We start from the raw sequence: 14,350 nt of genomic DNA on the forward strand, positions 1-14,350 counted from the left end.
CGCCGCGGGCAGACCGATGGTGGCAGTCGGGCCCTGTGGGGTTGTGGTGCGGTGAGGCGATGCTACGGCGCGGTATACCGCCCGCGCAACACCGCGGGGCCGGGGTGCGCGGCGCGGGCGCGGCGGGGGTGTGCGGCGCGGGTGCGGCCGGGGTGTGGCGCGGCGTGCGGCGCGGGTGCGGCCGGGGTGCGGCGCGGTTCGCCTCCGCACAACGAAAGTCACTCCGCGCCGCGGATCCCCGTGGCGCGGAGTGACTTCGGTTGTGCGAACACGCGGCCGCGGCCCGGCCAGCGGCGTCAGGCGGCGTGGCGCTCGTCGACCGCGATCGGCTCGGTCGCCGCCGTGCTCGCGTCCGCCGCCGGGGTCGTGCCCGGGCGGATGAGCTCCGGACGACGCCGGGACCGGAACACCCACGCCTTGAACAGGACGAAGCGGACCAGCGTCGCCACGAGGTTCGCGGCCGTGAGCACCACGATCTCCGCACCGTGCGACGATCCCGGTGCCGCCGAGTGCAGGATCACCAGCGACCCGGACGTGATCGCCCACGCGATCCCGAACACCACCAGCCCCTGCACGTGGTGCCGCCCTGCGCCGGCACGTCCCCGCACCCCGAACGTGAAGCGTCGGTTGAGTGCCGTGTTGCCGATCGCGGTGACCAGGAGCGCCAGGAAGTCCGCCGTCTGGGCGCCGATCGCCGGGCGGAACAGGGCGTAGAGCACGGCGAACGCGATCGTCGACAGCACCCCGATCGCCCCGAATCGCAGCACCTGCCCGACGATCCCGACGTGCGGCGGCGTGAACGGACGGCGGCCGATGGCGTCGTACACCGCACCGATCGGCACCCGTCCGGTCGCGAGCCCGCGGGAGACCCGCCACATCCCCTTGAGGTCCTCGGTCGCGGTCGAGGCGATGTGCACCGACGAGTTCACGTCGTCCACCCAGTCGACCGGGACCTCGTGGATCCGCAGTCCGGCGTGCTCGGCCAGCACGAGCAACTCGGTGTCGAAGAACCACGCGTCGTCCTCGCACAGGGGCAGGACGTGTTCCGCGGCCTGCCGGGTGATCGCCTTGAAGCCGCACTGCGCGTCCGAGAAGGACACCCCCATCGTGGTGCGGAGCAGCAGGTTGTACGAGCGGGAGATGAACTCGCGCTTCCCGCCGCGCACCACGCGTGACGAGCCCGCCAACCGGGTGCCGATCGCCACGTCCGAGTGCCCGGACAGCAGCGGGGCGACGAGGGGTTCGAGCGCGGCGAGGTCGGTGGAGAGGTCCTCGTCGACGTAGACCAGCACGGTGGCCGGCGACGCTGCCCAGACGGCCTTGAGCGCACGGCCCCGGCCTTTCTCCGGCAGGTGCACCGCGTGCACGTCCGGCAGCATCGCGGCGAGGTCGTCGGCGATGCGTGCGGTGTCGTCGGTCGAGGCGTTGTCCGCGATCGTGATGCGCCAGGTGTTCCGGAGCGACTTCCGGCAGAAGGTGTGCAAGCGGCGGACGTGGGCGGCGAGCGTGTCCTGCTCGTTGTAGCAGGGGACGACGATGTCGATGTCGAGGGTGTGGTTCGTCTCCGTCATACCGCACATGCTCGGGACCGGGCATACGGGGACCGCAGCAGCCCGCTGTGCCGCGTCTAAGAACGCGCGTGCGGCCACCGTGCGCAGTCCGACGACGACTGCGCACGGTGGACCACGAGCAGTCGTCGTCAGAGCGCGCACCCGTGGCCGGACAGCACGGAGCGGACAGCGCGCACCGTGGCCGGGCAGCACGGAGCGAACAGCGCGCACCGGGTCAGCGCGCGAACAGCACCTGCACGGCCGCGATGACCACGAGCACCGCGATGGGGACGCCCGCGATCCAGACCCCGGCGCGCACCTGCGTCCGCCGGATCGTGGCCGGCGCGTGCGACGTCCGGGCGAACTCGGTCGCCGCGACGAGCTCCGGGGCCGCGGCCGGCGGCGCGGGCTCGGGCTGGGGCCGGTCGTCCTCGAACGCGGGCACCTCGACCACGAGGTCGTCGGCGCGCGGCCGCTCCGGCAGTCGTGCGAAGTCGTTCGGCATGCGGACCCCCGTCCGTTCCCGTCCAGTGTGCCACGGCACCGACGGCACCGACGGCACCGACGGCACCGACGGCACCGACGGCTTCCGCGCCAGCCGCGCGCCCACCGGCGGCCGAGCTGCGGGTCAGCCCTGGACGGTGAGCGCTCCCGACTGCAGGACGACCCGCCCGTCCTTCGGCAGCCACACCTGGAGTCCGCCGACCTCAGCGACCGAGAACCGCGACCGCTCGGAGTCGAACAGCTGCGTCACGGCCCCGGACGGCGGGAAGCGTCGGTCGTTCCCGACCACGATCGCGACGTACGGCCCCTGGTCGGCCCGGGTGGTGCCGCGCTCGGCGACGTACGGCACGAAGAGCCCCGGGGTCGCCGACACGAACAGGATCTTGCCGTCCGGCACGTGCTGTTCCTCGAGGTAGTCCCCGAGCAGCGCGATGCCCGTCGGGTGCTGGCGTGCGATGTCCTGGCTGAGCCGGACGGACGGCACGACGAGCGAGACGACCAGCACGAGCGACAGCGCCGTCGCGACCGGGACCGCCCGCCGCACCGGCACACGCGGCAGTCGCGCCAGCCCGATCGCGGCCAGGACCAGCAGGAACGGCATCCACGCCGAGTAGTACGTGGGCAGCGCGATCTTCGCGACGACCACGTAGAAGCCCACGAGCAACGCCAGGGCGATGCCGACGTACGCGACGAGCCGGTCGGCCCGGATCGCCAGCGCTGCGACGACCCCGACGGCGAGGACGACGATCAGCAGCACCCCCGTGCCGGCCTCCATGAAGTGCAGGTTCGCCCACCACGGGGCGAACCGGTAGACGGTGCCGCCGATGGTGATCGGGTGGCCGGTGGTGTTCTGCCCCTCCTGGAACTCGATCATGTACCGGATCGCGGACCGGATGCCCATCGGCACGTACGACACGACGAACACCAGCCCGAACGCGGCCGCCCACATCGCGCCGCCGACGAGCAGTCGACGCCATGCCCGGAACAGCACGGGCAGCAGCAGGAACACCGGCAGCAGCACCACGGTGGAGACCTTCGACGTCACCGACAGGGCCATCAGTGCACCGGACACCGGCGCGAGCCACCACCGGTCGCCGCGCATCCACACCCACGCCGTGGCCACCGCGAGCACGGCGAACGCGGTCATCACCGGGTCGAGCAGTGCCAGACGGTCGACACGCGGACCGGCACCACCGCGCGGCGTCAGCCACCAGAGGGCGGCGGCGAGCAGGGCGCCCCAGTAGCCGATCTCGCGCCGCAGCCACCAGTCCAGCGCGACGCCGACGCCGAAGGTCAGCAGGGCGACGAGCACCCGTGGACCGATCGGACCCTGCCCGGCGACGAGCTGCGCGAGACCGAACAGGTACTTCGCGGTCGGGGGGTGCTCGCGGTTGAACGAGAAGTCGCCGTGCACGTACTGCCACCCGGCGCGGAGGTAGATGTCCTCGTCGCCGGTGATGTTGGGCCCGCCGATGTTCCAGAAGCACTGGTAGAGGGCCCAGAGCAGGACCACGGCCGCCACTCCTGCCCGGATGCGGAGGTCACCGGCGAGTGCGGACAGTCGTGAGGGCACCGTCCGAACCTAGTTGCTCGGCCGCTCCCGAGCGAACCAGCCCGGTCAGCCGGCGTCCGGTGTCCGACCCGGCAGATCGACCGTGAACGCCGTCCGTCCCGCCTCCGAGGCGACTCGGACGAGCCCGTCGTGCGCGGACACGACGGCCCGGACGATCGCCAGCCCGAGGCCGCTCGTGCCGTGCTCGCGGGACCGGGACGCCTCGCCCCGGGTGAACCGGTCGAACAGCGTCGGGAGCACCTCGGCGGGGATGACCGGTCCGTCGTTCGCGACCACGAGACGCACGACGTCGCCGGTCCGCTGCAGGGAGACCACCACGGACGTGCCCTCCGGCGTGTGCGTCCGCGCGTTCGCCAGCAGGTTCGTCACGACCCGCCGCAGTTGCGTCGCGTCCGCGGACACCACGAGCGGGTGGTCGTCCAGCACCTGCAGCGTCCACCGGTGCCCGGGTGCGGTCGCGCGAGCGTCCATCGTCGCCTCGACGACGATCGACGTCAGGTCGACCGGCTCGCGCGCCGGTGCCGGGCCGGACGCCAGGGCGACGGCGTCGAGCCGAGCGAGCAGGAGCAGTTCCTCCACGAGGTCGCCCATCCGCACCGCCTCGCGCCCGATCCGGTCGACGTTGCGGCGGACCGCGTCGGCGTCGTCCGACGACGCCGAGAGCTCGGCGTACGCCCGCACGGTCGCGATCGGGGTCCGCAGCTCGTGCGACGCGTCGGCGACGAACGTCCGCATGCCCGTCTCGGCCTCGCGTCGGACCGTGAGCGCCCGGGCGACGTGTCCGAGGAGGCGGTTGAGCGCGGTGCCGACCTGCTCGACCTCGCGGTTCGCCGCGAGGTCCCCGGCCGAGACCCGCACCGGGATGTCCGTGTCCCCGCGCTCCAGGTCGAGCTCGGTGACGTCGGACGCCACGGCCGCCACCCGTTCGAGCGGGCGGAGCGATCGCCGGACGAGCAGGGTCAGCGCCCAGGCCGCGACGAGCAGACCGATGACCGTCACGACACCGATGACGAGCAGGAGGCGGGCGATGGCGGCGTCGAGGTCGCCGAGCGGCAGCGCGGTCACGAAGACGTCGCCGTCGTCGCCGACGGCCTGCGCCCGGTAGGTGCCGAGCTTCCCCAGGTCGACCGTCACGGGGTCGCCGTCGCTGGCGATGCGCGACAGGGTCGCCTCCTGCGCCGACGACAGCCCGTGCTGCCGGCCGCTGCTGTCCGTGTACCCGCCGAGGACGGTCGCGCCGTCCCGCAGGATCGCGACGACGGTGCCGGCGGACTGTCCGGGAGCGCCGATGAACGCGTTGTCCGGGTCCGAGCCGGAGCCGGTCGACGGGGGCGGTGGCCGTTCGCCGTCCGGTCCGCCGACGGTCCGCTCGGCAGCGGTCGCGAGTTCCGCGTCGAGCCGGTCGACCAGGTACCCGCGGAACGCGACGACCGTCACCGCTCCGAAGACGACGTTGGTCGCGACGAGCAGGAGCGCCACGGCCGCCACGATCCGCCACCGCAGCGACGGCACGCGCCGCCGACGGTCGGTGCCGTTCCGGGCCCGGGAGGCGCGGCTCGCCGTCCGCGGTCGGCTCACGTCGTCGGCCGGAGCACGTACCCAGCTCCGCGGACGGTCTGCAGCATCGGCTCGCGTCCGGCGTCGAGCTTCTTGCGCAGGTACGACACGTACATGTCCACGAGGTTGGACGACGTGCCGAAGTCCATCCCCCAGACGTTCGCCAGGAGTTGCTCCCGGGAGAGCACGCGGTTGGCGTTCCGCGCGAGGTGCCGCAGCAGCTCGTACTCGGTCGGGGTGAGGTCGATCGGTTCACCGGCGCGCGTGACCGTCCTGGCGTCCTCGTCGAGCCGGAGGTCGCCGACACTCGTCCCGGCCGGACTCCCGACGGCCGCGACCCGGGGCGACGTCCGGGCCAGGATCCGCGCCCGGACGAGCAGCTCGTCGATGCCGAAGGGCTTGGTCAGGTAGTCGTCGCCGCCGCCCGTGAGTCCGGCGAGCCGGTCCTCGGGGGCGTCCCGCGCCGTGAGGAACAGCACCCGCACGTCGTCCCGGGCGTCCCGGAGTCGTTCGAGCACCTCGAACCCGTCGATGTCCGGGAGCATCACGTCGAGGACGACCACGTCGGGTCGGAAGTCCCGGGCGGCGAACAGCACGTCACGCCCGCGGTGCACGGCCCGCACCTCCCAGCCGTCACCCGCGAACGCGAGGGCGACGGCGTCCGCGAGGGCGTGCTCGTCGTCGACGACGAGGGCGCGGACGGGCGAGCCGTCGGTGCGCTGCAGCGGTTGCCCGGTCACGCCCGCGAGCCTATCCACCGCGCCCTCGTCGTCGATCACTTCGTGCTGCTCAGGTCGTAGACGGTCTGGCCGCCGACGGTCGTGGACTCGTAGTTCGCGGCGACCCACTCCTGGATGGCCGACGCCGTGGACGAACCGCCGCCCATCCCGCCGCCACCGGAGCCGGAGGAGACGTAGTACCCGATGTCCCCGTCGGCGACGTACGCCTTGAACTGGGCGAGCGTCGGCGCCGGGTCGCTCGACCACCCGCCGATCGCCATCACGGCGGTGTCGGTGTCGAGTTCGAGCTGTGCGGCCGACTGCGAGCCGTTGACGGCCGCGGCCCACTTCGCGTCGGACGCCTCGAGGAGCTTCTGCAACGCCGACGAGGTCGTCGACCCGCCACCGCCCATGCCGCTCGGGGCGCCGTCGGTCGAGCCCTCGGTGGTGCCGTCGGTCGTCCCGCTCGAGCCCTCGGTGGTCCCGGAGGCGCCACCGGGCGCCGTCCCGTCGGCACCCTCCGGCGCCTCGCCGGTCATGCCCTCCGGCGGGGTCCCGCCTGGACCCTGCTGGGAGCCGTCGTCGGAGGTGGAGCCGCCGCTCTCGGAACCGGAGGTCGACCCGCCGGGTCCACCCGCGCCTCCTGGCATGCCACCCGTGCCACCGCCGCCCATGCCGCCGGAGCTGCTGCCCGCCGGACCGACGCTCGGGATCGAACCGGAGTGCGCGACGGTCGTCGTGGCGAGGGCGTAGGCCGTGGTGCCGCTGAGCCCGAACAGGGTGCCGGCGAGGACGCCGATCGTGACGAGCCTGCGGAGCGACGGCACACTGCCCATCACGACGAGCGCTGCCGACAGCAGGCCGCCGGCCAGCATCACCCAGCGGAGCCAGGGCAGCCACGTCGGGTTCTCGTTGAGCAGGCACCAGCCCCAGAAGGCCGTGACGCCGATCATGGCGGCGAGGCCGATGCGGCCGGTGAAGCGCTCGCGGGCGTGCCAGAGCAGCGCGCCGCCGGTGCCGACGAGTCCGGCGATCGCCGGGGCCAGCGCGACCGTGTAGTACGGGTGGATCGTGCCGGACATGTACGAGAAGACGAGTCCGGTGACGAGCAGCCAGCCACCCCAGAGCACGAGTCCGGCGCGGGCCGGGTCGGCCAGGTGACGGCGGCCGACGACGACCAGGCCGACGATCAGCGCGATGAGTGCGGCGGGCAGGAGCCACGAGATCTCGAGGCCCATCTCGGACGAGAACAGCCGGTTCAGACCCGTCGAGCCGCCGAACGAACCGCCCGCGGTGCCGCCGGTCATGCCGCCGCCTCCGCCGCCGTTGCCCGAGCCGCCGAAGATCCGACCGAGGCCGTTGTAGCCGAACACGAGGTCGAGCACGGTGTTGTTCGTCGAGCCGCCGATGTAGGGGCGGGACTCGGCGGGCCACAGCCACACGGCGACCACCCACCAGCCGGCGGCGACGACGAGGGACCCGGCGGCGATGAGCAGGCCGGCGACGCGCCGGCCCCAGGTGGTGCGAGCGGCGAACAGGTACACGAGGCCGAACGCCGGCAGGACGAGCAGCCCCTGCAGCATCTTCGTCAGGAAGGCGAACCCGAGGGCGACCCCGGCGAGGGCGATCCACTTCCAGCTGCCCCTCGGGAGCGCCCGCACGGTGCAGTACGCGCCGGCGGTCATGAGGAGGACGAGCAGCGCGTCCGGGTTGTCGAACCGGAACATCAGCGCGGCGGCCGGGGTCGCCGCGACGACGAAGCCCGCGAGCAGCGCGCCGACGTTCGCCGTGGTGGCCCCGAGCCGGGCGAGCGTGCGGCGGACCGTGCCCCACACGAGCGCGACGGACCCGACGGCCATGAGGGCCTGGGGGAGCAGGAGGCTGAAGCTCGAGAAGCCGAACAGCCGGGCGGACAGCACCATCACCCACAGCGAGGCCGGGGGCTTGTCCACCGTGATGAAGTTCGACGAGTCGAGGGAGCCGAAGAAGAACGCCTCCCACGACTTCGTGCCGGCCTGCACGGCGGCGGCGTAGAAGCTGTTCGCGTACCCGGAGACGCTGAGGTCCCAGAGGTACACCACGGCGGTCACGGCGAGGAGCGCCCAGAACGCGGGCCGGAGCCAGCGGGCGTCCTCGCGCTCGCCGAGGAACAGGCGGGCGACGGGCTTGCGGCGCCGATCCCGCGCGTCGGTGCGCGCGGTCTCGCGTCGATCGGTCACGGGTATCGGGTACGTGGTCATGGCAGTGAGGATTCCGGGCGTTCCCCGACTGTCACCCTGCGTCGGCTATGCGCGCCCTAAGACGCGCGGCGCGCAGTTCACGCGTACCGCTGCGCCGCGCGCAGCGCCGCCCCCGTGTACGAGCCGCCGAACAGGAACACGTGCAGGAGCAGCGGCGCGAGCTGGTGCAGCTCGACCCGCTCCTGCCACCCGGCGGCGAGCGGGGACTCGGCGTCGTAGGCGGCGAGCACGGCCTCGAGCCGGGGGAGTCCGAAGAGCCCGAGGAGCGCCAGGTCCGTCTCGGCGTGCCCGCCGTGCGCGATGGGGTCGATGAGCACCGCTCCCGTGGGCGTCGTCCCGTCGACCGGGTCCGCGTCCGTCGGCCAGAGCACGTTGCCCGCCCAGAGGTCGCCGTGCAGCCTCGCCGGCCGGTCCCCGACGAGCTCCGGCTGCGGTGACCCGAGCGTCCCGTCCTGGACCCGGTCGGCGACCCGGTCGAACACGGCTGCCTGGGCGTGGTCGAACCCGCCGGCGTCGACGATGCGGCGGACGAAGTCGCGGATCCGGTACTCCGCGAAGAACTCGCCCCAGGTCGCGGGCGCGTGCGCGGCGTCGACGAACGGCGTGCGGGAGCGTCCCATCCGCAGGGGCGTGCCCGTCGGCCAGCCGGAGGGCGGCGCGCCCCAGTGCTCGGCGCCCGCGGCGTGGGTGTGCGCCAGGGACCGCCCGAACCGCTCGGCCTGCCGTGTCGACGGCGAACCGTCCGGGATCAGCTCGAGGTCGAGGACCGTCGGGCGGGGTCGACCGAGCACGCGGGCGATCCGGGTGCCGCCGTCGGGTTCGGCCTCGGCGAGCCAGTCCAGACCGGCTGCCTCGGCGGCGGCCTCGTCGGGGGAGGCGAAGGTCTTCACGTGCGTCTCGGCCATCGCCCCATCCTGCCGCTGTCGCCTCCGTACCGGGTCAGACCGCGTCGACGAGCGCCCTCGCCAGCGGGTGCCACTCGCGGGACGTCGGTCCGCTCAGCACGAGCGTCCGTGAGAGCCGCCGGGCCATCGGCACCATGACGAGGTCCGGCGGCAGCATCACCCGCCCGAGCGTCGGCACGATGGACACGCCCTCGCCCCGCTCGATCATCCCGAACATGGTGCTCATCTCCCGCACCCGGTGGGCGTACCGGAACGGCTGCCCGTCGAGTTCGTGCAGCCGCTGGATCTGGTGCTCGCACCCGCCACCGCCCGCGACGAGGCCGTCCTCGTGCAGGTCGTCGAGCGTCAGCGCGGGGAGGTCGGCGAGCGGGTGGTCGCGGCGGACCACCGCGGCCATCTCGTCCTGCGCGACGACCACACCGCCCGGTGGCACCGGCGTCGGGTCGACGAGCACGGCGGCGTCGACCGTGCCGGCCTCGAGCCACTCGGGCATCTCGTCGTCGTCTCCCTCGTAGACCTGCACGTCGACGTCCGGCAGCGTGACCGCCCACAGCTCGCGGAGCCGCGGCAGCAGGCCCTGGCAGACGGTGGGGACGGCGGCGAGGCGCACGGTGCCGCGCGCCGTGGCGGGCCGGACCACTGCCTCCAGGGCCTCGACGGAGGCGAGCACGCTGCGGGCGTGGGCCAGCAGACGGTCGCCGAGGGGCGTCGTGACGGCGGCCGCCCCGCGCCGGACCACCGGACCGCCCACCTCGCGCTCGAGTCCTGCGAGGGCGTGCGACACGGCGGACTGCCCGACGCCGAGCACGGACGCCGCGCCCGTGAAGGAGCCGGCGTCGACGGTGGCGACGAACGCGCGCAGCTGGGGTACCGAGACGGTCATGCGTCTTCCTCATCCGTTCATGAGCGACATGCGTTTGCCGCATGCGCCGACGATGTCGACACTAGGCGACATGAACGCGGTCCTCTACCTCCTCGTGGCACTGACCTGGGGCTCGAGCTTCCTGTTCGCGAAGATCGGGCTCGACGGGCTCGCACCGCAGCAGGTCGCCACGGTGCGCACGGTCCTCGGCGCGCTCACGCTCGTCGCGGTCCTGCTCGCGACCCGCCGGCGCTGGCCGCGGGAGCCACGGGTCTGGGGACACCTGCTCGTGGTGTCGGTGTTCCTCAACGCGGTGCCGTCGTCGCTCATGGCGTGGGCGGAGCAGACCGTGCCGTCCGGTCTCGCGAGCATCTACAACGCGACGACGCCGATCATGACGTTGGCGGCCCTCGCGGTGCTCGTGCCGTCCGAGCGGCTCCGCGGACGGCAGGTCGCGGGCATCGTGCTCGGGATCGTCGGCGTCCTGGTGCTGGTCGGTCCGTGGAACGTCATCGGGGACCCGGGGGTCCTGGCGAGCGTGCCGGGGCAGGTCGCGCTGCTCGGGATGACCGCGTGCTACGGCATCGGCCTGGCGTACCTGCGGCGGGTGGCGGTCGGCAGCGCGTACGACCCGGTCACGCTCGCGACGGTGCAGCTGACGCTGGCCTCCGGACTGCTCCTGCTGGTCGCGCCCGTCATCGCCACGGGTCCGGTACGGCTGGACTGGAGGATCGTGGGGGCGATGGTCGCGCTCGGTTGCGTGGGCACGGGGCTGGCCTACGCCTGGAACACGCGGCTGGTGCAGGCGTGGGGAGCGGGTCGCGCCTCGACGGTCACCTACCTGACGCCCGTCGTCGGGGTGGTGCTCGGCGTGCTGGTCCTCGGCGAGCACGTCCGGTGGAACGAGCCGGTCGGGGGACTCGTGGTGCTGCTCGGCATCGCGCTGGCGTCGGGCGTGGTGGGCCGGCGGCGTCTGGGCGTGCGGGCTCCCGCCTGAACGGGGGCCGGATCCGAGAGCGACCGCGGCCGTAGGATCAGGCCGAGAAGTCGTCCACGGAGTCGTCGACGGAGACGGAGACCGGTCATGACCGCCACCCACCACACCAGCGCCACCGCCTCGGTCGCAGCGATCCTCGCCGAGTCCGCAGCGCGGTACCCGGACGACGTCGCCGTCATCGTCGGCGACCGGCACACCACCTACGCCGAGCTCTGGAGCCAGACGCTCGCGTACGCCGGTGCGCTGCGGGCCCGCGGCGTGGGACCGGGCGACCGTGTGGCGATGCTCGTCCCGAACGTCGAGGACTTCCCGCGGGTCTACTACGCGACCCTCGCGCTCGGAGCCGTGGCGGTCCCCGTGCACGCGCTGCTCAAACGACGCGAGATCGAGTACGTCCTGCGCGACAGCGGCGCCGCGCTGCTCGTCTGCGCCGCACCGCTGCTCGGCGAGGGCGCGGCCGGTGCCGAGCTCGCCGAGGTCGACGTGGTGACGGTGCTCGCCCCGGCCGACTCCCCGGACCGACTCGAAGCGCTCGCGCAGCAGGCGGAACCGCTCGACACCTACGTCCCCCGGCACCCGTTCGACACCGCGACGATCCTCTACACGAGCGGCACCACCGGCAAGCCCAAGGGTGCGGAGGGGTCGCACTTCTCGCTGCTCGAACAGGTCAACACGAACCTGATGACGACGTTCGACATGCACCGCGGGGACGTCCTGCTCGGCGCCCTGCCGCTCTTCCACACCTTCGGGCAGACCTGCACGATGAACACCGGCTTCCGGGTCGGCGCGACGATCGTCATGCTGCCGAAGTTCGACGGCGACACAGCGCTCGCCGCGATGGTCGAGCACGGGTGCGGCATCTTCATGGGCGTCCCGACGATGTACATGGCGCTGCTCGACGCGGCGACCCGCTCCGATGCCCGTCCGACTCTGCGGTACGCGATCTCCGGCGGCGCCTCGCTGCCCCTGGCGGTCCTCGAGCGGTTCCAGGACGTCTACGACGCGCCGATCCACGAGGGCTACGGCCTCACCGAGACCTCGCCGGTCGCGACCTTCAACCACGTCGGTCGGCCGCCACGCCCCGGCACGATCGGCACCCCGGTGTGGGGCGTCGACGTCGAGATCGCCGACCCGGAGCAGCACGACGCGATCGTGATGCTGCCCCACGGCGAGATCGGCGAGCTCGTCATCCGCGGGCACAACCTCATGAACGGGTACCTCGACCGTCCCGAGGACACCGCCGCCGCGATCGTCGACGGGTGGTTCCGGACGGGCGACCTCGGGACGAAGGACGACGACGGCTACCTGACGATCGTCGACCGGACGAAGGACATGATCATCCGCAACGGCTACAACGTGTACCCGCGGCAGGTGGAGGAGGTCCTCGCGACCCACCCCGACGTCACGATGGCCGCGGTGTTCGGCGTGCCGCACGAGCTGCACGGGCAGGAGATCGAGGCGGCCGTGGTGCTCCGTGCCGAGGCGACGGCGACGCCGCAGGAGCTGATCGACTTCGTCGCCGCCGAGATCGCCGCCTACAAGTACCCCCGGGCGGTGCACGTCCTCGACGCGCTGCCCCTCGGCCCGAGCGGCAAGGTGCTCAAGCGCGAGCTCGTCGACCGGTTCGGCGCGGAGGTCCCGGCGGCCGGGTGACGTGGACGTGGACACCGTCGTGCGGTCACCATCGCCGGCCGACCTCGCTCGGGGCCTGGCGGCGCTGCGGTCGTGGCAGCGCGACGACGCACTCGTGCAGCTCCACCCCGGCGACCTCGGGTGGGCGTGGCGCCACGGGGCCGACGCGGTCGCGCGTGCGGTGCGCCTCTGGGAGGTCGACGGGCAGATCGTCGCCTTCGGCTTCCTCGACGGACCGACCACGCTCCGCATGACGGTGGCGCCCGAGCGCTGGACGGACCCGGACCTCGCGCGCGCCCTGGCGGCCGACGCCTCCGACCCCGGCACCGGCGTGCTCCCGAGCGGCCCTGCGTCGATCGAGGTACCGGACGGCACCGCCCTGCGCGGAGCGCTGCACGCTGCGGGATGGGGCGACGGCGAGTCCTGGACGCCGCTGTCCCTCGACCTGGCCGCGCCGGTCGGAGCACGCGGGTCGTCGCTGCACGTCGAGATCGTGCACGGTGCGGACACGTCCGACTTCACGGCGGTCCACCGCTCGGCCTGGGACAACGGGTCGTTCACCGACGAGCGCTGGAGGGCGATGTCCGCCGGTGCACCGTTCGCGGAGGCTCGCTGTCTGCTCGGCAGGGACGACGCCGGGGAGCCGGTCGCCGGGATCACGGTCTGGCCGGCGGGCCGCGGCCGTCCCGGACTCATCGAGCCGCTCGGCGTCCACGCCGCCCACCGCGGTGCGGGACACGGGACCGCGATCTGCGTCGCCGGTGCGGCGATGCTCCGCGAGGCGGGAGCGTCGATCGCGTGGGTCTGCACCCCGAGCGACCTCGGCAGCGCCGTCGCGACCTACCGGGCGGCCGGCTTCACGAGGCTCCCGGAACGGCTCGACTGCGTCCGGCAGGCCTGAGGCGAGTGACTCGGCGGGTGCCGCACGTACGCTGGCACCTGTGACCCGGCCACGCCGACCCTCGACCGCACGGTTGCTGTTCGCGTCGTCGCACCCGGGGCCCACCGTCACCGTGACCGTGCTCGCGACGGTCATCGCCGTGGCGGTCGGGCACGCGTGGTGGACGGTCGTCCTCGTCGCCCTGACCGTCGTCGCCGGGCAGCTCTCGATCGGGCTCGCGAACGACTGGATCGACGCCGATCGCGACCGGGCCGTCGGCAGGTCGGACAAGCCCGTGGCGCAGGGGTCGATCGCCGTCGGCACCGTCCGTGGCGCGGCGTTCGGCACCGCCCTGGCGTCCGTCGTCCTGTCGGTGTTGCTCGGGCCGGTCGCCGCCGTCGCGCACCTCGTGCTCGTGGCCGCGGGGTGGGCGTACGACGCGGGGCTCAAGCGCACGGTCTGGTCCGTCGTGCCGTTCGTGGTCGCATTCGGGCTGCTCCCGGTCGTGGCGGTCTCGGCCGGGCCGGACGGCGACTGGCCGGCGTGGTGGGCGATCGCGACGGGGGCGGTGTTCGGCGTCGCGATCCACTGCACGAACGTGTTGCCGGACCTGGTCGACGACGCGGCCACCGGGGTCCGGGGGTTCCCGCACCGACTCGGGCTCCGGGGCGCGGGCGTCACGGCGTTCGGGTCGCTCGTCGTGGCGGCGCTGCTCGTGCTCGGTGGTCAGGTGCTCGGGGACGATCCGGTCCGGGGCGCGGGGGTGGTGCTCGCGGTGCTCGGGACCGTGGTGGTCGTCGCGCTCGCCGGGGTCGGGGTGCGGCTCGTGCTGGCCGGGCGGGCATCGCGGGTGCTGTTCCGGCTCGTCATCGCGTCGTCGCTCGTGCTCGTCGTCGAGCTCGGCCTCGCCGGCGCCCGCCTGGTCGCCTGA

12 protein-coding genes are annotated in these 14,350 nt (G+C 73.5%); 4 read left to right on the forward strand and 8 right to left on the reverse strand.

What is annotated here, in order from left to right; genetic code table 11:
* Positions 1-296: 296 nt before the first annotated feature.
* The 8 genes from BJK06_RS11825 to BJK06_RS11860 form a co-directional block, all read right to left on the reverse strand.
* Complete coding sequence (locus BJK06_RS11825; RefSeq protein ID WP_070418062.1) at positions 297-1,580, reverse strand: bifunctional glycosyltransferase family 2/GtrA family protein; 1,284 nt, start codon at positions 1,578-1,580, stop codon at positions 297-299.
* A 205-nt stretch (positions 1,581-1,785) separates the two neighbouring features.
* Positions 1,786-2,055, reverse strand: a complete 270-nt coding sequence (locus BJK06_RS11830) for a hypothetical protein (RefSeq protein ID WP_156794844.1) — start codon at positions 2,053-2,055, stop codon at positions 1,786-1,788.
* A gap of 123 nt (positions 2,056-2,178) precedes the next feature.
* Positions 2,179-3,627, reverse strand: coding sequence for a glycosyltransferase family 39 protein (locus tag BJK06_RS11835; RefSeq protein WP_156794845.1), 1,449 nt, complete (start codon positions 3,625-3,627; stop codon positions 2,179-2,181).
* 45 nt (positions 3,628-3,672) lie between these two features.
* A complete protein-coding gene (locus tag BJK06_RS11840) occupies positions 3,673-5,205 on the reverse strand; it encodes a cell wall metabolism sensor histidine kinase WalK (protein WP_083295216.1) in 1,533 nt (510 codons plus the stop codon).
* Positions 5,202-5,924 (reverse strand): response regulator transcription factor, encoded by a 723-nt coding sequence (locus tag BJK06_RS11845; RefSeq protein WP_083295444.1) that lies wholly within the window; start codon positions 5,922-5,924, stop codon positions 5,202-5,204. The genes BJK06_RS11840 and BJK06_RS11845 overlap by 4 nt, the downstream gene beginning before the upstream one ends.
* Before the next feature lie 35 nt (positions 5,925-5,959).
* The gene (locus tag BJK06_RS11850) at positions 5,960-8,122 is read right to left on the reverse strand and encodes a glycosyltransferase family 39 protein (RefSeq protein WP_258027627.1); all 2,163 of its coding nucleotides are present in this window, start codon (positions 8,120-8,122) and stop codon (positions 5,960-5,962) included.
* Between the two features lie 98 nt (positions 8,123-8,220).
* Positions 8,221-9,048, reverse strand: coding sequence for a fructosamine kinase family protein (locus BJK06_RS11855; protein ID WP_070418065.1), 828 nt, complete (start codon positions 9,046-9,048; stop codon positions 8,221-8,223).
* A 34-nt stretch (positions 9,049-9,082) separates the two neighbouring features.
* On the reverse strand, positions 9,083-9,931 hold the full coding sequence (locus tag BJK06_RS11860) for a LysR family transcriptional regulator (RefSeq protein ID WP_070418066.1): 849 nt from the start codon (positions 9,929-9,931) through the stop codon (positions 9,083-9,085).
* Between the two features lie 70 nt (positions 9,932-10,001).
* Between BJK06_RS11860 and BJK06_RS11865 the strand changes: the two genes are divergently transcribed.
* The 4 genes from BJK06_RS11865 to BJK06_RS11880 all read left to right on the forward strand — a co-directional run bounded on the left by BJK06_RS11865 (position 10,002) and on the right by BJK06_RS11880 (position 14,350).
* Positions 10,002-10,907, forward strand: coding sequence for a DMT family transporter (locus BJK06_RS11865; RefSeq protein ID WP_083295217.1), 906 nt, complete (start codon positions 10,002-10,004; stop codon positions 10,905-10,907).
* An 87-nt stretch (positions 10,908-10,994) separates the two neighbouring features.
* Complete coding sequence (locus BJK06_RS11870) at positions 10,995-12,560, forward strand: long-chain fatty acid--CoA ligase (RefSeq protein ID WP_070418068.1); 1,566 nt, start codon at positions 10,995-10,997, stop codon at positions 12,558-12,560.
* A 19-nt stretch (positions 12,561-12,579) separates the two neighbouring features.
* On the forward strand, positions 12,580-13,440 hold the full coding sequence (locus BJK06_RS11875; protein WP_258027628.1) for an N-acetyltransferase: 861 nt from the start codon (positions 12,580-12,582) through the stop codon (positions 13,438-13,440).
* 40 nt (positions 13,441-13,480) lie between these two features.
* Positions 13,481-14,350 carry a UbiA family prenyltransferase gene (locus BJK06_RS11880; protein WP_070418069.1) on the forward strand — a complete coding sequence of 290 codons (870 nt, stop codon included), beginning with the start codon at positions 13,481-13,483 and terminating at the stop codon, positions 14,348-14,350.

This window comes from Curtobacterium sp. BH-2-1-1, assembly GCF_001806325.1.
Taxonomy (GTDB): domain Bacteria; phylum Actinomycetota; class Actinomycetes; order Actinomycetales; family Microbacteriaceae; genus Curtobacterium.

Excerpts from the sequence above, each read along its gene's own strand:
- BJK06_RS11825 (WP_070418062.1), bottom strand. The coding sequence starts at position 1,580 with ATGTGCGGTATGACGGAGACGAACCACACCCTCGACATCGACATCGTC.
- BJK06_RS11830 (WP_156794844.1), bottom strand. The coding sequence starts at position 2,055 with ATGCCGAACGACTTCGCACGACTGCCGGAGCGGCCGCGCGCCGACGAC.
- BJK06_RS11855 (WP_070418065.1), bottom strand. The coding sequence starts at position 9,048 with ATGGCCGAGACGCACGTGAAGACCTTCGCCTCCCCCGACGAGGCCGCC.
- BJK06_RS11860 (WP_070418066.1), bottom strand. The coding sequence starts at position 9,931 with ATGACCGTCTCGGTACCCCAGCTGCGCGCGTTCGTCGCCACCGTCGAC.
- BJK06_RS11865 (WP_083295217.1), top strand. The coding sequence starts at position 10,002 with ATGAACGCGGTCCTCTACCTCCTCGTGGCACTGACCTGGGGCTCGAGC.
- BJK06_RS11870 (WP_070418068.1), top strand. The coding sequence starts at position 10,995 with ATGACCGCCACCCACCACACCAGCGCCACCGCCTCGGTCGCAGCGATC.